Here is a 22,322-nt window from a genome sequence, read left to right as displayed (position 1 = left end):
ACGGAAGAGTTGAGTACACGATGAGTTCAATACGGCGATACGAGAAAATTATGGAGGTTCTGCTAACGAAAAAGGAAGTCACCGTGGCAGAGCTCAGCGACAAGCTTGGTGTTACCGGCAAAACCATCCGCGAGGATCTGACGCGATTAGAGGAGCAAGGCCTTATTGCCAGAATACACGGCGGCGCAGTTCTTGCGCAAAGCGATCAGCTTGGTATCCTGTCTTCCAAGGCACCTGTCATCAAGCATGCTGCGGAGAAGGCAAGTATTGCCGCAAAGGTGATTCAGGAAATCCTGCCTCATGATATTATCGCGCTGGACGGTGGCAGCACTACGCTGGAGATTGCCCGGCATCTGGAGAATCAGCCGTTAACCGTCATCACGAATGATGTGTATATCATCAGCGAGTTGGCCTCCAAGGATATGATTCGTCTCGTCGTACCCGGCGGACACCGTGTCCGGAATATGCTTGCCGGTCCGGAAGCCAGCTCATACATCAAGCAATTGAATATCCAAAAGGCTTATATATCGGCAACAGGTATTCATCCCCAGCACGGCCTGTCCATCTATACCGGTGAATTGATCGAATTTAAGCGCGCGCTGATAGAGACTGCCCGAGAGGTGATTGCTGTCATCAACCATCATAAATTCGGACAAACAGCGCTGCGTACCTTTGCTACATTAGATGAATTAACCCGCATTATTACGGATGATCTGCCGAACGATACGGCCAAGCCTTATAAAGATGCAGGCGTAATTATCGTGTAACGATTTCCGACTTATTTCATTTATAATTGAGGAGTGAACGGAATGAATTTATTTGACCTTTCAGGAAAAACCGCCCTGGTCACCGGAGCTGCCAGCGGACTGGGACAAGGAATTTCAATTGCACTGGCCGAAGCGGGAGCCGATGTAGTATGTGCTTCTCTTGGCTCCAGTCAAGAAACTGTGGACCGGGTTAATACATTGGGAAGAAAAGCATTGTCTATCGAAGTGGATCTTAGCGATCACGACCAACTGCAAAGCACCTTTGACCAAGCGCTCGCCCTGACCGGGAAAGTGGATATCCTGGTGAACAACGCCGGCATTATCCGACGTGCGCCGGCGAAAGACCACCCGGCTAAAGATTGGTTCGAGGTGATCGACATTAATCTGAATACCGTATTCCTGCTATCGCAGATTGCCGGAAGACATATGCTGGAACGGGGCAGCGGAAAAATCATCAACATCTGCTCGATGCTGTCCTATCAGGGCGGCATCAATGTGCCGGGATACACCGCCTCCAAGCACGGTGTCGCCGGGCTCACTCGGGCCTTCGCCAATGAATGGGCTTCGGGCGGAGTGCAGATTAATGCGATTGCGCCGGGATACATGGCTACAGACAATACTGCACCGATCCGCGCCGACGAGAACCGCACCGCCTCGATTACCGACCGGATTCCGGCAGGACGCTGGGGAACCCCCGATGATCTGAAGGGACCTGCGATCTTCTTGGCTTCTTCGGCAGCCGACTATTTAAATGGACATATCCTCTGTGTGGATGGCGGATGGATGGCCAGATAATGATAGCAATCAATAGATCAGCCCCCGGAAATAGACTCCCGGGGGCTGATTTTATACGATGGTCACTATTTAATTAATTCCCTGCACTTTCATATTTTCCGAGACCGACGCGCAGTAAGCCAAGCGACAGCCAAACGGCACAGACGGCTACAAGCGGCCCGAACCATCCCCACCAGCTCCATGGCTCCTTGCCGAACAATACGGCTGCCGGGAAGAAGCTGACAAAAGCAAACGGAACAACAATTGAAATAAAGAGCTGGAGCCCAAGCGAAAAGATTGTAATCGGGTATTTGGCGAACTCGCCTAAATTGTGAATCATGATCGGAAAGGCATTTCCGCTGCTTCGTATCCAGAAGGAGGAACAATTCGCAGCCAGATTGATAGCAATACGGATCGTAATCGCCGAGACAAATAAAAGGATTGCCATCAGAACCATCGACAGATTCCAATCCATCTGCACATGGCTTAAGGATATTCCGATAATCGTCCCGCCGATCAATATATTTCCGATCCCGTTCATTCCGATTCCCGTACAGAATATTTGCAATACGATTGGAACAGGCCGAACAAGGTAGCGGTCCAATTCTCCTAAATTGACCAGCCGCAGCATCCGCCAAGTCCCCTCAAAAAACAAGGAGCCTACCCCCTCAGAGACATATATGGCTGCATACATAAAGGCAACCTCCCACAATCCCCATCCTTGAATATCCGGAATTCTGGAGAATACCACCCACAGAAATAAAAATCCGGTTATCTGGGTCAAAGCAGCAGCCCCGATCATGATGTAGAAATCAGCGGAATATTCCAGCATCGCTTTTAGCTGTTGGCTGTAAAGACGCCAATATAAATACAGAATTCGGCGCGGCGTATTTCTGATCTCCATCCCACTAACCTCCATGAATCGTGATTTGCCGTACAGCCCTGGACCATAGCCACCTGCCGAGCAGCCAGAGCAGGATAATCCAGATCCATTGTACGCCAATCATCTGCCAGGCTTCCGCTCTTCCCGTCATACCAAGCGCAATTCGGACCGGTGTATTGACAATTCCCTGAAAAGGAAGCGCCATTGCCAGCGACTCCAGCCACCCCGGAAAGAACGTCAACGGTACAAGCGCCCCGGATAACAAATTCGTGATGGAGGTTCGCGCCCAATAGATGCCAAAGCTGCTCGTTGTCCAGAAACAGAGCAAAGCAGACATATATACGATACAAAATTTCACAAAAATAGACGACAGCATGCTGATCCCGAATTGGAGCATACCCACCCCATCCTGCGGCAATGAGATTCCCAGCGTAAACACAGCGGCGGTGCCGATCAAGATGCAGCTTAGCAGACCTTCCAACACACAAGAGCCAAGTGTCTCTGCGAGCCGTGCCTTCTGGAACTGGATGGGACGAAGCAAATCCATCATGACACTGCCGTCAATGATTTTCCCCGAAATACTGGATTCAGAATAATAGGACAGCATGGAATTTACGAAAAAGGTCACGAGCAGATAAGCCTGCATTTGTTCCCACGTAAACCCGGATAGCTGATCTCTGCCGGTATATACCGCCTGCCACAGACAATACATCGCGATAAGTCCGATAAAGCTGGCTAGAAAATTCAATATAAAAGATAGTCTGTAAGCAAGCGTATTCTGCATGGAGCAGAGGGCCAAAGTAATGTACTTCTTGAAAGATGCCACAGACACCTTCATTCCCTCCCCTTCCCTGCTTCCGACAACGCCGCAGAATCTAACTGTCCTTCATATACGCGGGTAATGATCTCCTCAATGCTCGGCTCATCGATCCTGAAATCGACAACCTCTCCGTGATTCATGACCCGCTTCACAATCTCGCTTGCCGTACAACGAAAACGGTCAAATTTAATAGACAATGAAGGAATACTATCTCCTTTTTCCTCATCGCCATCGCGGCTTTCAACCGTCACTTCGGGCATATCGGCAAATAGCTCCTCCGCCCCAACGATCGGCGCACTGAGTTGAGTATGTATGGTTCGTTCTCTGGCAAAGGCGTCCTTCACCTCCTGCAACTTGCCGTCGTAGATAATCCGGCCTTGATCAATAATAACCAGCCGTTCACACAAGTTCTCAATATCCCCCAAATCATGCGTGGTCAGCATCATAGTCGTGCCTTTCTCCCGGTTCATTTCCTTGATAAAATCGCGAATCCGGTGCTTAACCGCCACATCGAGTCCGATCGTCGGTTCATCGAGATAGACAATCTTCGGATCATGAAGCAATGCCGCTGCCAAATCGGCACGCATCCTTTGTCCCAAGGACAGCTTGCGAGCCGACAGATGGAGGAAGGACTCCATCCCTAACAGCTCGGTAAATCCATCCAGATTTTTCTTGAATGCAGCCGGAGGAACCTGATAGATATCTCTCAATAAAGTCAGAGATTCACGTACCGGAATATCCCACCAGAGCTGAGTCCGCTGTCCGAATACCGCACCGATATGCTGGGCATTCTCCATTCTCTGCTTGTGGGGAACCCGGCCATCTACGAGAATCTCTCCGCCTGAAGGGATAAGTACTCCGCAGAGCATCTTGATTGTCGTTGATTTTCCCGCTCCATTGGGACCAACGTAGGCTACAGTCTCCCCCTCCTCAATCGTCAAATCAATTCCCTCTACCGCATATTTCTCCCGATACTGTTGTGTAAACAAATGTTTGATCGCCCCACCTAATCCCGGGTCCTTGATCGCTTGCTTGAATACCTTTTTTAGCCCGCGTGCCTCGATGATACTCACTCGCTTCGTGCCTCCTAGCCTTCCAATATCTTACTACTATATAGCAAAATATCTCTTCTTCCTACCCTTTAAATTAGGGAACCACTTAGAGAACAGCAAAAAGCCGACCAGTGATTCTGCGTTCCGGGGGCAACGTGTAAAGTGTGCCTACGATCGCTGTTGTTCGCGGATTTCCTGATTGAATAAGCCATAACAAGGTAGAAGTAGAAATCTGCTCACAAAGGCGAACACTCCGTTTCTTCAACACACTTCACACTTATACCCTAACAACGCAGGCTCTTGAGCTCGGCTTTGTAGGGCAAAATGCACTATAACCCTCTATATCGAGTAATAGGCAGTAAGATTAGGATATACAGCATCGTACCTTCACTGGGAAGACGCCTAGCCAACCCTGCTATACCTGCCAAAACTCGAAGTTACAGTTAGAGGGAGCAAACCAATGTCGTGATTGTCGGTGGCTCTAGTTGTACATTTTGTTACTAAGACTTACTGTTTGACAAGTTTGTGCAGGGATAGTTGCAGGCAGTGCAACTATCCCTGCAATCAGCCTATACAGTATGTAGTCGGTGCTGTACGTAAAGCTAATTGGGTCTGCTGCATACGGACGGCAGCATCCAAGCTTGTATGCCGCAGAACGGCAAGAGGCAAGCTTAATGCAGCACAGTTTACGGCGCAGCCATGTGCAAACTGCTTTTCAGTTAAAATTGCAACGGCAAAGAGCAAGGGCATAAGTGTGAAGGGTTGTGAAGAGGCGTTAGCGGTCGCCTTTGTGAGCGGATTTCCCCCTTGTCAGAACTTAGTCCAATTGAAGAAATCCGCGAACAACAGCGATCGTAGCAACTCTTCACACGTTGCCCCTCTGACTCGCCTTCTTATGTTTTGCACACTTTCCCGCTATTGCACATTTCATGCTTGCCTTCGCCTGCCAAGAAATTCTGTGCCGCGCCGGTCTCTTAACACAAACAGGCCCTCCCGCCGGATCCAGTCCTTTGAGAGAGCCCATTTTGATAGAATTTCTAATTAGATTGTAAACTTGGACATCAGTTGCTCCATCTCCCGAGCACTATTCAGCGTCTCTTCCGCTTTGGCAGCCTCTACCAAGGTTTTCTCCACAATATCCGAGTTCTTCTCGGCAATGTCCTGTACGCCGACAGCTCCTTCATTGATGGTAGCGGCCACTTCGTTCACGGCGGTGGAAATACCGGATACGGTCGAATTCAATTGAGAAGCAGAGTTATCGAACTCACTCATCAGTTCGTCGATTATGACCGCGTCTTGGCTGTACTGTACGCTGACATCCCCCAGCTTGCGATAGTCATGCAATACACTATCATTAATGAATGCCAGCATGGCTTCAGACTGAGTCTTCATTTCGCTGACGGAGGAGGTCACATTTTCTACGATCTCCTTAATACCTGAAGCTGTATGAGAGGATTGCTCCGCCAGCTTGCGAATCTCACCAGCAACGACGGAGAAGCCCTTTCCGGCTTCGCCTGCTCTCGCCGCTTCAATAGCCGCGTTCAATGCCAGCAGGTTTGTCTGGCCCGTAATGGCAAGGATCGTAGCTGCGAGCTGGTCGATCTCCTGGATCGCCGCTGACTGCTGAATCGCTTGCTCCATCTTCTGTCTGACTTCCCCATACATTTGTTCGGTTCTTTCTGACGATTCCATGGCATCCTGCCGCAGATGCTGGGCGCGTTCCGTGATTTGCCCCGAGACCTCGACACCTTTTCTAACCTGATCTGCAATGGAGCTTACATTAGAGTTAATTTCGTGAATTGCCGCCGTCATTTCCTCCGACGCCGCTGCTGTCTCTTGCATTCCTGCAGACAGTTGCTCCGTCGTCGCCGCGTTGTCATGGGCATTTTCCCGGACATCCGTAGACAGCTGCTCCAGCACTACAGTATTGTTCACTACTTTAGAGGAAATTTCGGAAAGACCTCCAACCGTCTCTCTCAAGACCTCGCGGGTTTTAAGCGTTGCTGCTGCCATCAAGCTGATTTCATCCTTGCCTTTGGCAAGACGGTCATAGCCGTCCAATCTCTTCAGATCAAGATCAGCTGTCTTATCAATCAGGCTCGTCAGCTTGATAATCGGAACGGAAATCCCGCGTGCAATCAAGCCTGCCGCAATAATGGTAACCACAAGGCTGATGGCTCCTATGATCCAGATAAACAGAATCATCTCTTTAACCGGAGCGACAATGTCTTTCTCATCTCCCGTCAAGACCAGGGTCCAGCCAGTTTCCGGTATGGTCGTATAATAAGCAGACTTTGCCACACCATCGAGTATGTAATCATAGTGACTTGGGACAACTTCTTCTCCGGCAGCTAATTTATTTACGACTTCAACAACTTTTTCAACCTTTGTCACTGTACCGATTCGGGTTGGGTCAGGGTGAAAGATGAGAGTTCCCGTCTCATCCGCCAGATAAGCATAAGATGATTTCGCATTCAACACAGTTGAATTAGCCAGATAAGTGACCAGACTGTCACTTCTGACTGCCGCAGCAACAAATCCGATCATTTGACCGTCTACCTTAACCGGCTCCACAAAAGCTACTACGAAAGCGCCCGTAGATTTAGATTTCAATGTCTCACTGATCACGGATTGCTGAGTTTCCACGGCCTGCTTGAAATAACTCCGTTCACTAAAATCAGTGCCGATTAGCGCAGCATCACTATCTGCCACTCCAATCCCTTTCATATCCGCTACGAAAATATGCTCCAAGTTGCCTGCTTCATCCACCCATTCCTGCAGCTTGGCATTGAGATTGTTCAATAATTCCTGATTCTGGCTTGCTCCTCCTGAGGATTGCAGCAACTGGGTAATGTCGGGGTAATCCGCAACCATCCTAAGAAACTCGGATTCCTTGGAAATCAAAGCGCGAATCGTATCGATTTTCCCCTCCGCCATTTGTCTCATAGCCGTTTCAGACAGCTCCGTAATCTCATCCATCGACTTGTTTCTTGTGAAAAAGCCCATCAGCAAAGTTGAAAACATAGTAACTGCGATAATGACAATAGTTAATTTGGCCTGAATTTTCATTTTATTTCCCTTCCTTCTTAAGAATGCTATACTTTCAATTCATTCTTCAGTGTGCTTTTATATGACCTTAGTCACATATATTATCGGAGCAAGAGTGAATTAATTGTATAGTTTTCGATAAAAAAGACGAATGTTGTCGAAGAAAGTAATAAAAATGAAATTTTCAAATTTGATGCAACTTTTCATTATATGGGCTTTCTAGCGCTTATGATACAATAATTCCAGTGAAAGAAAGGATGTTGCAGCGTGAATCTGTCAAGGATTTCTGCGGCTGTTGTGCCGCTTCATTTGAGGAGCTGTCTCATTTATCGTCAAGAAAAGCTAATTTTCGAGCATTATCGACATGAACAAGTCAAGCATGAAACAGCCAAAATTAATTCATGCACAAAGAGCTTTCTCTCTGCACTAATCTGTATCGCCCTGGACCAAGGACTCTTTCCTCCGCCCGATACAAGGATCGGCGAATATGTTCCGATGCCGGATAAGGAAAGGGGAGACTGGAGAAAAGACATTACGATCCGTCACCTGCTAACGATGTCTGGCGGCTGGAGGTGGAAGGAATTTGGCGGTATCAACTCCTTCCCGCAGATGACTCGCTCACAGGACTGGGTTACTTTTGCCATGGAGCAGCCTATGGCTAATCCGCCAGGCAAGATGATGGAGTACAATTCCGGAAGCTCTCAAATTCTGTCCCATCTGCTTGTCCAGGCGACCGGCGGCTCTATAACTTCATTTGCTGAGACCTATTTATTTGGCCCCCTCGGGATTAACGACTTTCTCTGGGAGCAAGATCCCCAAGGCATTCATACGGGAGGATTCGGGCTGTCCCTCCGTCCGGTCGACCTGCTGAATTTCGGGCGGCTATACTTGCAACAAGGGCAATGGGAGAACCGCCAATTAATCTCTTCCGGGCTAGCGGTCCACTCCGTGCAGCCTGCGATCAGAGTTACAGATCCCTGGAGCGGCTCTTATGCCTGGCATTGGTGGTGCGACAGTTTCGAGGAGGACGGGAAGCCATCCTTTGATTATTTCTACGCCCGCGGATATGGAGGACAATTTATTTATGTTATTCCTAGTCTGGAAACGGTTGTTGTGCTCACGGATGACCGCAGGAAAAGAGAACGTCCGCCAGTCGATGTGTTCCCGCGGTTGATCGCCCCGTATCTTTAATGCTTATTCCGTATTCTCATACGGCGTTTACACGACAAAAACACAGGAAAGAGGCTGGTCGGAGAGTCATTAATACTGACTCTCCGACCAGCCCCCGCAACCATTCCATTTCTACTTAACTTCCAATATTGAGGGCATGATATGAGGCGCGCGCCCTACTTCCTTCATGAAGTATTTTCTCATACTTTTATGCACCGAACGGAGCCATACCGCCTTATCAAAGGCTTGCTTCTCCGCCAGCTTGGCCAGATTCCGCTTCAGCACGGTCTCCGCTCTCCGCAGCAATGGACGAGCATCCTGCATGTAGACAAAGCCGCGGGTTACGATATCCGGACCGGCCAGAATCTGTCCGGTTTTACCATCCACCGTCATCACTACGATCACAATGCCCTCTTGCGACAGCTCCAGGCGTTCCTCAACCAATTGCTCCTCTTGGGCACGCATTTCGCCATTGCTCACAAATACTTCGCCGGACGGAATCGTGCGGCCGCGCTTGGCCCGGTTCCGATAAATCGAGACGGTCTCGCCAAGGTTGAGCAGGAATACCCGATCCTCGGTCAGGCCTGTCTGGATCGCAAGGTCCTTGTGTCTTAGCAGCATCCGGTACTCCCCATGGATCGGAATAAAATATTTCGGACGGATAAAGCTCAGCATCAGCTTCAAGTCTTCCCGATTCCCATGGCCGGAAGTATGAATATCAAAGATCGAACCGTAAATGACATTCGCATCCGCGCGCATCAAAGTATCAATTACGCGGTTCACGTTTTGACCATTGCCCGGAATCGGAGAGGACGAAAAGATAACTGTATCTCCCGGATAAATCTGCACCGTGCGATGGGCACCAGAGGCAATCCGGCTGAGCGCGGCATTGGGTTCGCCTTGGCTTCCGGTACAAACGATCAGGATTTGCCGATCCTCGTATCGGTCGATATGCTTCACATCAATCAGCATACCGTCCGGAATCCGGATATATCCCAGATCTTGTCCGATGGAGAAGGCCTTGTCCATGCTTCGGCCAATGACCACGATTTTGCGATTGCACGAAATTGCCGCATCAACCACCTGCTGCAGCCGATGAACGTTCGAAGCAAAGGTAGCGAACAGGATTCGTCCTTCACATTTGCGGAACGTTTCCAGAATCGAAGTACCAACCTTGCGCTCAGAGGAAGTAAATCCCTCTTTCTCACTGTTCGTACTGTCTGCCAGCAGCGCCAGCACGCCCTCGCCACCAACCGCAGCCATCTTGAACAGATCAGCCGGCCGGTCTTCCGGTGTAAAGTCGAACTTGAAGTCTCCCGTATGCACTACTGCACCATAAGGAGTATCAATCACGATTCCGAAGGCATCGGGAATACTATGGGTTGTCCGGAAAAAGTGCACGGCCAAATGCTGGAATTGAAAACGGTCACTCTCTTCGTACACATGCAGCTTGACCTCGCCAAGCATCCGGTATTCCTCCAGCTTAGCCTTTACAAGTCCAATCGTTAACGGTCCTCCGTATACCGGCACGGACAATTGACGAAGCACAAATGGCAGGGCCCCGATATGATCCTCATGACCATGAGTCAGGAACAACCCCCTAATTTTATGACGATTTTCAATCAAATAAGTAATATCAGGAATGATATAATCAATGCCCGTCAATCGGGATTCCGGAAATTTGAGTCCGGCATCGATAATAATAATTTCATTCTTATATTCCACACCATACATATTTTTCCCGATTTCTCCCAGCCCCCCCAGGGAATACACCCGTACTGGCGGCGGAGAAGAATTGGAACGCCGATTATTTTTGGCAACTTGGGTTGGTTTTTCAGTAGCTTCACTCATGATTCATATAATCTCCTCTGGGAAAAATACAGGCTTAACAAAGTGTCCGACATTATTTCAAAAATCCATGCTGATCAGCAACCGACATCCAACGCTCCGCAATCAAATGATGCCCTGCCGCAGTGGGGTGTACTCCGTCCCATAACCAATAAGCAGGCTCTTTCTGCTTGGCTGCCTCATCGAATCGATCCTGAAGCGGCACATGCACAGCATTAAACTGCTCGGCAAGCTCACGCGTAATGCGTTGATAGCGCCCAAGGAGTGCCCGCCACTCCTCCCACTTGTCCGCCGTAGCGCCAACGGGAAGAATAAACGGCTCACATAATACCAGACGTGTCTTCGGAAGCACCTCAACCGTCTCCGTAAGCAAATGCACATAAGCACGCTCAAATCTGTCGGTAGCACCGCTTGGCTCGCCAGACATGATTCTCCAGGCATCATTCACTCCGATCAGAATGCTGAGGACCTCGGGCTGCAGACTGATGGCATCCTCATTCCAGCGCGCATACAGATCGGATACCCGGTCCCCGCTGACACCGCGATTGACGAAGCTCAAATTCCGCTCGGGATATTTTCCTCCAAGCATGCCTGCAATAATATAAGCGTACCCATGCCCTAAAATATGATTCAAATCCTGCCCGCGATCCCGATTCCCATCGGTTATCGAATCCCCTTGAAACAAAATCAGCCGGTTTTGTGACATCACAATCCACCTCAACAGTTTTTATTTCACAGCAACAAAGAACAGCCTTGCGGCATCCTCAATCGGCGCATTCCAGCTAAAATCGCCATGGCAGGATACGCCTTTGAATCCGCATTGAAGCAGCATCTTTCTCATCCACTCGGGATCATAGGCACGCTGGATATGCGTCTCTTCAAATCTTCGGTAGAGGCCGGCTCCCGATTCTTCTTCTCTTGCAAAAATCGTCAGATGATGCTCGATCTCATTCCGTTCATCATTGCGTTCACAGGTCCATATGTAAGCCAATGAGGGCTCATCCCAAATAAAGGGCTGTTCTTCCTCATAGCTGCGCAGTGTGTCAGGATGATGCACGTCAAAGATAAACGTTCCGCCAGGTTTGAGCGCATTCCAGGTAGCTTGAAAAGTACGGATAATATCTTCTTCCTCAAGCAAATAGTTCATACAATCACAGAAGGAAATGACCGCATCCACCGGCTCAGGCAGGGTCCATGAAGTCATATCCTGCCGGGTCAATTGCAAGCTCCCCTCACGAAACAGCCTTGTTCCCTGAGAAGAACGCTCCAGCTTTTGACGAGCAACTGCCAGCATATCCTCCGACAGGTCAAGTCCGGTTACCCGGTAACCGGCCACCGCAAGCGGAATGGCAATACTGCCGGTTCCGCAGCCCAGATCCACCACGGTTCTGGGCCTGCTTGTCTCTGACCACGCTTGCTCGGCAAAGGCAATCCATTCCGGATACGGCATGTCCTCCATCAATTCATCATATACATAAGCAAATTTTCGGTATGCAACCATCGTTCCTTCACCGCTTTCCAGCATACGCCGCAGTGGGCTGCTTACTCTGTTTCCTGATTCTCTTTATCTTTCAAGGCAGATACAAGATAGGTCCAGTTCTCGCTCTGCGTAACCTTGCCCTCTTTCATCAGCTTGCCTAAAGCCCGTTTAAAGGCAGACTTGCTGATTCCGAACCGCTGCTTGATTAAGTCCGGAGCCGTAGCATCAGAGTAAGGCATTCCTCCGCCGGGACGGCTTTCCAGATAGCTAAGAATCCGTTCGGCATCTTCGCCCATTCCAATTTCTTTGCGGGCGGCCATCGACAGGTTGACCCGTCCGTCCTCGCGAACAAACGCGACCCGAACCTTCACTTGCTCACCAAGCCGCAGAAGTCTCGGGCGTTCCGAAGCATGAACCATCCCAATCGCTCCAAAGCCAAGCACCCCTCCGTCCACAATGACAAAGGTACCTATTTGCAGCGGCTTATACACGATAGCTTCCTTCCATTCATCCTTCCAGGATTCAGGCGCATGGAAACAGAGTGGTGCCAGCTCCTGCTCCCCGGCCAATTTGGCCCGCAGCCGTCCTTGCTTATCATGCTCCATGATGACATACACCCGGTCGCCTACCTTGGGATGCAGTTCCCGCAGCTCGGGCAACTCACGGATCGGCAGCAAAAGCTGTCGGCCAAGCCCCATCTCAAGGAAGCAGCCCAGACGGGGATGAACATCCGCCACTTCAAGAAGGGCCAGCTCACCCAGCGTCAGGAAGGGCTTCTTCATCGTTGCCGCGAGCCGATCCTCTGTATCATAGAATAAAAATACCTCTACTGTATCTCCGGGCTTTACTTCGCGGGTCAGCTCCGAATAATGCAGCAGCACATCCTGTGTTCCCCCGCTGAGGAAATACCCGTAAGGAGATACTTCTCTGGATACAGGGAGTGAAAGAACCGTACCGGCAATCAGGCTCATACGTTCTCCACGACTTTAGCGTCTGACCACAGACGCTCAATATTGTAATACTCGCGCTCATCGCGATGGAATACATGGACTACAACGTCGCCAAGGTCCATCAGGACCCAACGGGCAGAATTCAGCCCTTCAATTCCGCGAATCGTTGCCCCGGCCTCCTGCGCCCGTTTACGAACCTCTGTTGCAATCGCCTGTACTTGTGTGTCCGAATTCCCGTGGCAGATTACGAAATAATCCGCAATCAGGGATACGCCCTTCAGATCGAGTGTCACGAGATTCATCGCTTTCTTGTCTTCTGCAGCCGCGACTGCAATACGCAGCAATTCATTAGGTGCTACTGCCATTCATTCAACCTCCTGAAAATAGTATTATCGTTCTTTTTATTCATTTAACTCACGGATCAGGCTATTGCGCGCGATCACCGTTAGTGGAAATATGATTTTCCCTTGCTGCAAGAGAAAAGAAATCGTGGAATCAAAGCCGCAAATCAACGCCTTCTCCAGGTTCTCCTCAGCCAGCTCCCGGATCCGGTCTACGCCCGGGAAATTTCGGCCAAGCTCGATATAATCCGCCAGGCAGACGATTTTATCCAACAGTGTCATTTGCTCTCTGCCTGACGTATGGTAGCGAACAGCGTTGAGAACTTCCTCGTCCTGAATTCCGTATTCCTGCTCCGCTACATATGCCCCGATCTCCGCATGAAGCAATTGCCGGTCATACTGAAGCAATTCCGGCTGCAGACCATGCTCAAGCATAACCGCTTCCTGCCGCTCCATCGGCCAAAATTTGGCCAGATCATGCAGCAAGGCTGCCAGATCCGCCTTTTCCGGATCGGCTCCATAACGCTTTGCAAGAGATACGGAGGTTGTCATGACACCCTCGACATGTCTCCAGCGCTTTTCCGGCATTTGCCCGGAGATCATAGTGATCAGTTGTTCACGCGAGTACTTCATACAATCTGCTCCCCATGATATATTCATACACCGGCTCAGGCACCATATAGCGGACGGAGAGTCCGCGGGAGATCCGGAACCGGATCAGACTCGAGGAAATATCAACCAGCGGCATATCCGCGAGCATGACAGCATCCCGGATCAGCGGTGGAAGTGTATCCAGCTCCAGGAAGCTTCCGGGACGCTGGAGGCCGATAAACCGAAGCATGCCGACCAGCTCTTCAATCCCTTCCCACTTAGGCAAGTAATTCACCATATCTGCGCCAATGATAAAATAGAGTTCCAGATCAGGATGCTCGGAGCGAAGCGCACGAATGGTATCTACCGTATAGGATACCCCGCCCCGGCGCAGCTCAATATCAAGCGGCTTGAAAGCGGGATGGCTATGCGTTGCAGCCTTAACCATCTCTAGCCGCTGCTCTCCGCTTCCGCCTGCCTGATGCTTGTGCGGCGGAATATGCGAAGGCATGAACCATACCTCCTCCAGCCCGTATTTCTCCCGCGCTGCCTCGGCTGCCAACAGGTGTCCGATATGGATCGGGTCAAAGGCTCCGCCCATAATACCGATTTTCTTCATATCTCAACTTCCCCTTCCCTGTTAAGCGAGTTCAAAAAAACGGCTGGCTTCTCAGCCGACTCTTTGAATTATCTTCTGTTAAGGGAGCTCGATCTGCTTGTAATCCCGGGACTCCTTATACAACACAATCGTTCTGCCGATCAGCTGAACCAGCTCTGCTTCGGCTCCTTCCGCCAATTCTTCTGCAATCTCCTTCGGATCATCAAGATTGTTATTCAGAATTGAGACTTTAATCAGTTCCCGGCGTTCCAGCGCTTCGGAAATATGACGGATAATCTGCTCGTTCGTTCCTCCCTTGCCGACCTGAAAGATCGGTTGAAGATGATGAGCAAGGCTCCGTAAATAACGTTTTTGTTTTCCGCTAAGCATGTAGTTCATAACCCCTTAATATTGTTTAATAGTATTCTTTATTCAATTCACCGGTAACTGCAGCTCGCATCTCGGCAACCGGCGCACTGGAATTTGTCCATAATTCAAAGGCATAAGCACCTTGATAGATAAACATGCCCAGTCCGTTGTGAATCCGGCAGTTTTTTCGCTTCGCCTCCGTAAGCAATACGGTCTCCAGCGGATTGTATATCAAGTCGCTGACGATGATCCCTGAAGGCAACCAATCCGGTTCAACAGGAATATCCTCGATATGCGGATACATCCCTACTGTAGTTGTATTAATAAGAATGTCCGCTGTTTCCAGAGCGCCGCGAACATTATGATATGCGCAGGCTGACAGGCTTCCTAGATGTCCCCATTCAGAAACCAGCCCCTGAGCAGTTGCCTCCGTCCGGTTCGCTATGGTGAGGCAATTAGGCTTCTCCTGCAGCAACGCATAAATAATGGCACGAGAGGCGCCGCCCGCTCCAAGCACAACGATGTTCGCACCGTTCAGCTTCGCTCCCGTCTCTTCCTTCAATGAGCGCAAATATCCGATTCCATCGGTGTTGTAACCGATTAGTCTGCCGTCTTTATGCACTACTGTATTGACGGCACCAATGGCAGCCGCTGCCGGATCAATCTCGTCAAGATAATCCATCACCCGGATCTTATGCGGTACCGTGACATTTACCCCATGAAACCCGAGCGCCCGAATCCCCTGAATGGCCCTTTCCAATTGATCCGCCTTCACATGTAACGGGACATAAGTTCCAGGGAGACCAGCGGCATGAAGAGCAGCCAGATGCATAACCGGCGATTTGGATTGAATCACAGGATCCCCCATCACTCCTAGCAATAGATTCATGGTTACTCTCCCCCCTATTCCCTGCTAAAATCCAATTTTTCAAATCAGCGACGGACGCTCCAGCACCTTGACTCCCTTCGGCACATGAACAGCCAATACAGCTCCGCTATCATTATTTACTTTGATCCAGCCAAGGCCGGAGATAAACAAATCCGAGTGCCGGCCTTTCGGTATCCGGAAGTCATGTCTGGTCCATTCCGGCAGCTTCTCCAGACTGCTCCGATCCGGCGGAGATAGCAACTCCCCGGCATGATCAGCATATAGCTCGTCGGCCCGCTCCAGTTTGGTCCGATGCAGCGGAATGCTGCTGCTTGCGAAGAAGGTGAAGGACTGACGCTCGCCTTGGATAAAATCAAAGCGGCCAAACCCGCCAAAGAATAAGGTTTGTCCTTCATTTAACTGGTATACCGCCGGTTTAAGAGGCTTATCCGGCATGATCACGCCCAGGTCCTGCGGGCTAACCAGCTCGCTATATCGGGAAGGATACACGATTCCAGGCGTATCGATAATCGACTTGCCGTCATCCAGCGGGATATGAACCATATCCAGCGTTGTTCCGGGATATCTCGACACCGTAAGCTCCTGATCCAGATCGCTGTAATCCCGGATCAGCCTATTGATCAGCGTAGATTTGCCTACGTTGGTAGCACCGACTACATAGACATCACGGTCTCCCCGATAGTGCGACAGCATCTCCAGCAAGCGGTCGAACCCGCTGTTCTGCTTGGCGCTGCACAGAACGACATCGACCACCTTCAAGCCTATTTCTTTGGCTTCCTTCTGCACCCAGTTTCTGACCTTGTTCCAGTTCGTAACCTTGGGCAGCAAGTCGGTCTTGTTCACGGCAAGAAGTACCGGGTTGTTGCCTATAAATCGCTGCAAACCGGAAATAACGCTTCCATGGAAATCAAACAAATCCACGATGTGGATAACAAGCGCATCCTTGCTTCCAATCTGCCCAAGCAGCCGAAGAAATTCATCCTGCAGCACCGTCACGGATGAAGATTCATTATAGTTCTTAATCCGGAAGCACCGCTGGCAGATAACAGGCTCACGTTCCAAAGCCTGTGCCGGAACATAGCCCGGCTTGTCCTGTGCTTCCGTCTGCAGCTTGATGCCGCAGCCGCTGCAACGGGCTGCGTCCGCAGTATTTTGCATTTCCGTCATTTATGTTTGTCCTCCTCAAGCCATAATCCAGACTTCCCCAGCCGGGACTTCACGATACGTTCCAGACGCCGATTAATGCGTGTGCCGAATCCTTCATCTTGAACCGAGATCGGCAGCACAAGCACCGTAAAGAGCCCCTGACGATTGCCCCCGTATACATCCGTCATCAGTTGGTCACCAACCATGATCGTCTCCTTCGGACTAAGACCCATCAGCTTCATTCCTCGAAGGAATGAAGCTCCGGTCGGCTTTTTAGCTTTATGGACGAACTCAATATCTAAAGGGGCAGCAAATTTGGATACCCTGTCCAGATTATTGTTGGATACGATCACAAGTTTAAATCCGATTTTCTTGACCTTCTCGAACCAATCCACCAGCTCCGGCGTAGCCAGGGGGGCCTTCGCTCCCACCAGTGTATTGTCAAGATCCGTTATAATTCCGCGGTAACCCTGTTCATATAGGCCTTCAAGGTCTATGTCGAATACATGATTCACCCGCAGCTTGGGCATAAAAATTTCAAACAAATTTTGTTCACCTCAGTTTTTTACATACGACAAACTATACCATATTCTACCCTGAACTTCCTTATATTTATCTTCTTTTGCCTGTATTGCGGAATAATTCTTTGCTCAGATCTCTTACATGCCGCCAGCGCTCTTCCCCATATGCATCCCGGCTGTAGCTTGCCAGCTCGAATTCCTGCAGCAAATCGTCCAGAATCGAAGACAAGTCAGGATTGGCAGCACCCCAATGGGCAAAGGTCTCTCTTAGTGTCTCTTCCTCGCTTCGTGTAAACCCTCTCCACCTGAGGGCTCGAACTACCCGCATCGTCTCCAGAACGGTTTTCTCAGCTGCCGAGAGCTTGTGACCCATTCGCATCCGCATGAATACGAAATACAAATTGGAACGGAAACGGTACACTGCCCAGACCAGGATAACCGCTGCTGAAATTATCGAGATGATCCGAAGCGCTTGGGGTGAGACACGATCTATAAAGCCGCCGCTTGCCGCTTCGCGATCCGACATGTCAGGCTGTTCTATATCTGCAAAGGCAACTACACTATCGTCCTGCTTGTACAGTACTGGGGCATTGAATCCGGGCGTAGGCTCAAATGGAATCCAGCCATAATCGCCAAAGTGCAGCTCTACCCAGGAATGAGCATCGGCATTGTTAACCTGATAGGCCATGCCCCGCTCCGGGAATCTGTCCAATGTCTCCGGACTCGGTTGGCTGCCTGGTGCGTACCCCTTCACCCAGCGTGCCGGAATGCCAAGCGTCCGCGCCATCATAACCATGGATGTGGAGAAGTAATCACAATACCCCTGCTGTATTTCAAACAAAAAGCTATCCACAAAATCATCGCTTTGTTTACGGGATAAATCAGGCTTGTTTGTATATTCGAAGTTTTGCCGCAAATAAGCCTGTAGAAGCTCCATCTTCTTGTAAGGGGTATCCCCCTCCGACGTGATCTGCTCCGCCAATTGGCGAACCCGCTCCGGAAAGTCCGAGGGCACCTGCAGATACTGATCATCCCGTGAACCTTCAGGGTACAGTTCCTGATATGCGGCTTCACGCACCTCTTCCAGCGGAATCAGCGGAATATTGGCAGTGACCGCGTATCTTCTTGGATAGAGACGTGTTGGCTCAACACTGCTCAATGCCTGAACAGCTCCAGAGGATGTGTCCCAGCGCAGCTCCGCCTCTTCCGGATACCAGGCAGCACTTGAGTTATAGAATTCGGGATACTCCTCATCCAGATACTCTACTTTTGCAATGGCATATCCGCCGAACAAAATTGGATAGATTTGCTCATTTTGCATCGTAATTGTCTGTACAACTTGCATGGTTTCGGTCTTTGGTGCAGGGTCATTCAGCGGAAACTCTTCACTTGCGTTTACACCTTTATTGCTCCTGCCTTCACTTAAGTAGTCCAGCCAGCCTGTGCCCGTGTATAATCTGCGTGTCTCTCCCCGCCAATAGGATCTTACGGAAGAGTCAACGGACATCACCGGACCATAGCTGAACTCAAAGCCCCCGCCAAGCTCCTGATCGTCTCTGCTGTATCCCGACACAACCGCATCTTGTTCCAGGGCAGGAGCAAGGGTCGAAATGGACGATGCAGCCGTTTCTACAGCCCCTTCGCCTCCGCCGCTGCCGCTATTTCGGTTCACCCAGGCGGTATACGGGTCAGTCAACAACGGCGATACCGCAGGCATATTGATTCCGATCAACAGTACACAGGCAAATACGACAATAATATTGCCGGAAATTTGCAAGGGATGACTTTTCAACACGCCCCAGCCCTGAGGAAACTTCAATTGATATTCCCGAAAATGGTAGCCGGCCAGCCAGCTCAGGCCCGCAAATACGATCCATGCTACGTTCATCCATAAATAGTAAGGTGTGAAAGAGTCCAGAGCGGCAAACACAATGAGATGACCTGCTAAAAACAGCATAATCCGAGCTTTCCCCTTCACCGCCATCAGGACTAGCTCAAAAAGAAACCAAGCAGCGAGCGAAAACCATATATAGGGCTGGAATGATAATGACATATCACGCAACTGGTCCGGGTAGAGCTGTCCGCTTGGAGTGTATACACCATACCCTACCAGTATCACTCTCCAGGAGGCGACCACAACAAACAGCTTCATCGTCCAACGCCAGCCTGCTCGAAGCGGGAGGAGCTCCACTGCTCCCACGATCAGCAGAGTAACCGTAACAAGTGTCGTTGTTGCCTGAAACCATAACGGAACCGTAAAGTCAATCCACTGAAAAGCAATAATCCAGATGCAGATAACGGAAAGAATATGATACCAGGAATAGGAACGCTCAGTGAACTTCATTGGATTCCACCTCCAAGCGCAGCAGGCAGTTCAGCCAGCGAGGATACGGAAATCCCCCGAATCCCCCGTTCTTGCAGCATGCTCTTAACAAGACTTTTACGAGCGGAACCCGTCGTATTCGCAGCAATATGAATGTGATAAGGCGTCATGTGATGACTTTTGGCCCAACGCAAGATAGAAAATAAGTTCTCATCGCTTAGCGGACTGATCAGGATAAAAAAGGCTCCCGGTGATTGCAGTATCCTTGCCTTGTCCAGCTTCTGGATATGCGAGCCGTATCCGTCGGCATGAATATCCACTAAATGATGCAGCATCTCAAGCCGTTCCAGATGTCCCTCGGAAGGCGCGAAACCTCTAATTTCTTTGCCCAGTGTGCACAGCCCCATATTAATCCGCTGCCTTGCGCCAAATTCAAGCAAGGAGGCGGCGGTAGATACTGCGAGTTCAAATTGCTCAGGCTTCATGTAGCCGATGGAATGCCCGTCCAGCACAAGGAATGTCTTCGGGAGCGACTCATGCTCGAACTCTTTGGATTTCCACGTGCCTGTCTTGGCCGTTGCATTCCAATGAATCCTTGAAATACGGTCGCCGTACACATAATCCCGGACCCCGTTAATCTGGGTTGTCTCCCTCCGTGACATGGATACCGCCGTTTCCGTCCCGGCAAGCCGGGAGTTTCGGCTCTGCAATTGCCAATAAGGAATGAAGACGGTACGAGGAAGAATCCGGAACTCGCCTCCAGCCATAAAGCTGCTCTTATGCTTCATCCATCCGAAGATATCCTCGGAATAGCATTCCGTATCTTCAAAGCTATATCTGCCCCGCTCCAGTGGAGGGGTTTGGTAAGCCAATGTACTGTTCTTCTGCATTCTTGGAATGATACTCTCCTGAAAAACCCATGCCTCCCCATTATGCCTGTGCAAGTGCTCTTTAAGGACAATATAGGGCAGCGGAAGGAACCGTGGTGTCTGAACCTCGAGGCGTATCTGAACCGCGTCGCCGGCCTTTAATAAAACGGGGCGTTCTCCGTCTACAGACAAGCTTCTTGATCCTTGAGTTCTGCGGATGCCTCCCCACCCTCCTATAATCCAATAACAGGATAAGACCAGGGTCATGGCCAGCAGCATCAAGGAAGTTTTGCCCCCCTGGAACAATACATACAACAAGCAAATGATCCATAGGGAGGCCATTTTCCAAAAGTTAAAGGAAGACAATTCCGCTCTGACAGCTCCCATTACAGTACGCATGACTTATATTCCCGCACTAACCGGAACCTGGACCTGCAGCAGAATCTGCTGCACGATCTGTCCGGCATTCCGGCTATCCAGCCGGGCTTCCGGTCGAAGCAATATACGGTGTCCAAGTACATATGGAGCAAGCACCTTAATATCATCCGGCAAAGTATAATCACGCCCTTGCAAGAATGCGTAGGCTCTCACAGCCTTCATGAAAGCAAGCGATGCGCGCGGTGAAGCCCCAAGCAGGACAGAATCATGGCTACGGGTTCTTCTAACGATTTCCAATAAATAGTCAGTCAGAGCATCGCTGATATGCACCTGAGTAATCTCTTGTTGAATTCTCGCGATATCATACATATTCGTCACCGGGCGAAGCTGATCAACCGGTTGTCCGGCAGCATGCGAACGAAGCATGCTTTTCTCGGTTGCCGCATCCGGATACCCCATGCTGATCTTCAACATGAAACGATCCAGCTGCGCTTCAGGAAGCAAATATGTACCTTCAAAATCAATCGGATTCTGGGTTGCACATAGCATGAAGGGCACCGGCAGGTCGTAGGTTACCCCGTCCGCCGTCACACTTCTCTCTTCCATCACTTCAAGCAATGCCGATTGCGTCTTGGTCGTGGCACGGTTGATCTCATCCGCAAGCAAAATATTAGTCATGACCGGCCCCGGGCGGAACACAAAGCGTTCCTCATGCGGGTGAAACACGGATACGCCTGTGATATCGCTTGGTAAAATATCCGGATTACACTGGATTCTTCTGTATTCTCCGTCCATCGATTTGGCCAGAGCCTTGATTAGTTGCGTCTTTCCGGTACCGGGAACATCCTCAATCAACACATGTCCTCCGGCAAGAAGGGCGGTAAGCAATAGATTAATCTCAAAGGTTTTCCCTAATATACATGATTCCAGATTGCTCTTGACAGCGTTCAGCGCTGAAATTGACTGCTCGTCGATCGGCATGCTCATCCCTCCAGGCGTTTAGTCATCTTGTCGCTCTATGCTGAATTGTACCGATGTGTATTACTTCTATTGTACATGATGATTCCTATGGAAGTAAAAAAACAGACCGCATCTTCGGGCAAAATTTCTGCCTCCGGACACAGTCTGCTGCTCATTTTGTCTTCAGGGTGCTCATCCCTTCGGTCTTACAACCAGAGCGGCCAGAAAAGAGAAAATAATAGCCGCCGAAATCCCTGCGCTCGTCACATCAAATATTCCCGTAATGACGCCAATCCAGCCATCACGGTGCAATTCGGTCAAGGCGCCGTGAACCAGGGAGTTGCCGAAGCTTGTGATCGGCACAGAGGCTCCGGCTCCGGCAAACTTCACAAGCGGGTCATACCAACCCAGAGCATCCATAACTGCGCCGATCACGACAAGTGTGCTCATCGTATGAGCCGGTGTTAATTTGAAAATATCAAACATGATCTGACCCACCACACAGATTAAACCTCCGACGACAAAAGCCCAGAAAAAGATCATAT

Annotated in this window: 22 protein-coding genes; 3 read left to right on the top strand and 19 right to left on the bottom strand. The window is 50.1% G+C overall.

The window, feature by feature from the left end:
* Positions 1–20: 20 nt before the first annotated feature.
* Together KQJ23_RS11005 and kduD are read left to right on the top strand one after the other, a co-directional pair.
* Positions 21–767 carry a DeoR/GlpR family DNA-binding transcription regulator gene (locus KQJ23_RS11005; protein WP_216478930.1) on the top strand — a complete coding sequence of 249 codons (747 nt, stop codon included), beginning with the start codon at positions 21–23 and terminating at the stop codon, positions 765–767.
* 42 nt (positions 768–809) lie between these two features.
* On the top strand, positions 810–1,562 hold the full coding sequence (gene kduD / locus KQJ23_RS11000) for a 2-dehydro-3-deoxy-D-gluconate 5-dehydrogenase KduD (protein ID WP_216478929.1): 753 nt from the start codon (positions 810–812) through the stop codon (positions 1,560–1,562).
* A gap of 73 nt (positions 1,563–1,635) precedes the next feature.
* Here kduD and KQJ23_RS10995 read toward each other — a convergent pair whose 3' ends face one another.
* The 4 genes from KQJ23_RS10995 to KQJ23_RS10980 form a co-directional block, all read right to left on the bottom strand.
* Positions 1,636–2,445 (bottom strand): ABC transporter permease, encoded by an 810-nt coding sequence (locus KQJ23_RS10995; RefSeq protein ID WP_249529683.1) that lies wholly within the window; start codon positions 2,443–2,445, stop codon positions 1,636–1,638.
* 4 nt (positions 2,446–2,449) lie between these two features.
* Positions 2,450–3,262, bottom strand: coding sequence for an ABC transporter permease (locus tag KQJ23_RS10990; protein ID WP_216478928.1), 813 nt, complete (start codon positions 3,260–3,262; stop codon positions 2,450–2,452).
* Positions 3,259–4,317 carry an ABC transporter ATP-binding protein gene (locus tag KQJ23_RS10985; protein WP_216478927.1) on the bottom strand — a complete coding sequence of 353 codons (1,059 nt, stop codon included), beginning with the start codon at positions 4,315–4,317 and terminating at the stop codon, positions 3,259–3,261. Before KQJ23_RS10985 ends, KQJ23_RS10990 begins: the two co-directional genes overlap by 4 nt.
* A gap of 1,020 nt (positions 4,318–5,337) precedes the next feature.
* The gene (locus tag KQJ23_RS10980) at positions 5,338–7,365 is read right to left on the bottom strand and encodes a methyl-accepting chemotaxis protein (protein WP_216478926.1); all 2,028 of its coding nucleotides are present in this window, start codon (positions 7,363–7,365) and stop codon (positions 5,338–5,340) included.
* 246 nt (positions 7,366–7,611) lie between these two features.
* Here KQJ23_RS10980 and KQJ23_RS10975 point away from each other — a divergent pair, with 246 nt between their 5' ends.
* Entirely contained in the window at positions 7,612–8,535 is a 924-nt protein-coding gene (locus tag KQJ23_RS10975; protein ID WP_216478925.1) for a serine hydrolase domain-containing protein, read from the top strand.
* A gap of 111 nt (positions 8,536–8,646) precedes the next feature.
* Here the strand turns inward: KQJ23_RS10975 and rnjA are convergent, their stop codons facing one another.
* From rnjA to spoVAE, 15 genes are all read right to left on the bottom strand, one after another.
* Positions 8,647–10,365: a ribonuclease J1 gene (rnjA, locus tag KQJ23_RS10970; protein WP_216478924.1), complete on the bottom strand. Its 1,719-nt coding sequence runs from the start codon at positions 10,363–10,365 to the stop codon at positions 8,647–8,649.
* Positions 10,366–10,417: 52 nt separating this feature from the next.
* Positions 10,418–11,068 carry an SGNH/GDSL hydrolase family protein gene (locus tag KQJ23_RS10965; RefSeq protein ID WP_216478923.1) on the bottom strand — a complete coding sequence of 217 codons (651 nt, stop codon included), beginning with the start codon at positions 11,066–11,068 and terminating at the stop codon, positions 10,418–10,420.
* A 21-nt stretch (positions 11,069–11,089) separates the two neighbouring features.
* On the bottom strand, positions 11,090–11,863 hold the full coding sequence (locus KQJ23_RS10960) for a class I SAM-dependent DNA methyltransferase (protein ID WP_216479003.1): 774 nt from the start codon (positions 11,861–11,863) through the stop codon (positions 11,090–11,092).
* Positions 11,864–11,904: 41 nt separating this feature from the next.
* Entirely contained in the window at positions 11,905–12,813 is a 909-nt protein-coding gene (locus KQJ23_RS10955; RefSeq protein WP_216478922.1) for a CvfB family protein, read from the bottom strand.
* On the bottom strand, positions 12,810–13,157 hold the full coding sequence (gene rsfS / locus KQJ23_RS10950; RefSeq protein ID WP_216478921.1) for a ribosome silencing factor: 348 nt from the start codon (positions 13,155–13,157) through the stop codon (positions 12,810–12,812). Before rsfS ends, KQJ23_RS10955 begins: the two co-directional genes overlap by 4 nt.
* Positions 13,158–13,193: 36 nt before the next feature.
* Positions 13,194–13,766: a bis(5'-nucleosyl)-tetraphosphatase (symmetrical) YqeK gene (gene yqeK, locus KQJ23_RS10945; RefSeq protein WP_216478920.1), complete on the bottom strand. Its 573-nt coding sequence runs from the start codon at positions 13,764–13,766 to the stop codon at positions 13,194–13,196.
* The gene (locus KQJ23_RS10940; protein WP_216478919.1) at positions 13,750–14,343 is read right to left on the bottom strand and encodes a nicotinate-nucleotide adenylyltransferase; all 594 of its coding nucleotides are present in this window, start codon (positions 14,341–14,343) and stop codon (positions 13,750–13,752) included. Before KQJ23_RS10940 ends, yqeK begins: the two co-directional genes overlap by 17 nt.
* A gap of 78 nt (positions 14,344–14,421) precedes the next feature.
* The gene (gene yhbY / locus KQJ23_RS10935; protein WP_216478918.1) at positions 14,422–14,712 is read right to left on the bottom strand and encodes a ribosome assembly RNA-binding protein YhbY; all 291 of its coding nucleotides are present in this window, start codon (positions 14,710–14,712) and stop codon (positions 14,422–14,424) included.
* Between the two features lie 25 nt (positions 14,713–14,737).
* Positions 14,738–15,580: a shikimate dehydrogenase gene (gene aroE / locus KQJ23_RS10930; protein WP_216478917.1), complete on the bottom strand. Its 843-nt coding sequence runs from the start codon at positions 15,578–15,580 to the stop codon at positions 14,738–14,740.
* 39 nt (positions 15,581–15,619) lie between these two features.
* The gene (yqeH, locus tag KQJ23_RS10925; protein WP_216478916.1) at positions 15,620–16,747 is read right to left on the bottom strand and encodes a ribosome biogenesis GTPase YqeH; all 1,128 of its coding nucleotides are present in this window, start codon (positions 16,745–16,747) and stop codon (positions 15,620–15,622) included.
* Positions 16,744–17,271 (bottom strand): YqeG family HAD IIIA-type phosphatase, encoded by a 528-nt coding sequence (locus KQJ23_RS10920; protein ID WP_216478915.1) that lies wholly within the window; start codon positions 17,269–17,271, stop codon positions 16,744–16,746. The genes yqeH and KQJ23_RS10920 overlap by 4 nt, the downstream gene beginning before the upstream one ends.
* A gap of 67 nt (positions 17,272–17,338) precedes the next feature.
* On the bottom strand, positions 17,339–19,591 hold the full coding sequence (locus tag KQJ23_RS10915) for a DUF4129 domain-containing transglutaminase family protein (protein ID WP_216478914.1): 2,253 nt from the start codon (positions 19,589–19,591) through the stop codon (positions 17,339–17,341).
* A complete protein-coding gene (locus KQJ23_RS10910; RefSeq protein WP_216478913.1) occupies positions 19,588–20,838 on the bottom strand; it encodes a DUF58 domain-containing protein in 1,251 nt (416 codons plus the stop codon). The genes KQJ23_RS10915 and KQJ23_RS10910 overlap by 4 nt, the downstream gene beginning before the upstream one ends.
* A 3-nt stretch (positions 20,839–20,841) precedes the next feature.
* Positions 20,842–21,798, bottom strand: a complete 957-nt coding sequence (locus KQJ23_RS10905) for an AAA family ATPase (RefSeq protein WP_216478912.1) — start codon at positions 21,796–21,798, stop codon at positions 20,842–20,844.
* 171 nt (positions 21,799–21,969) lie between these two features.
* Positions 21,970–22,320 (bottom strand): stage V sporulation protein AE, encoded by a 351-nt coding sequence (gene spoVAE / locus KQJ23_RS10900; protein WP_216478911.1) that lies wholly within the window; start codon positions 22,318–22,320, stop codon positions 21,970–21,972.
* Positions 22,321–22,322 lie beyond the last annotated feature (2 nt).

The sequence above is a fragment of the Paenibacillus brevis genome (assembly GCF_018919145.1).
Classification (GTDB): domain Bacteria; phylum Bacillota; class Bacilli; order Paenibacillales; family Paenibacillaceae; genus Fontibacillus; species Fontibacillus brevis.
This window is presented reverse-complemented; position numbering and strand designations above follow the sequence as displayed.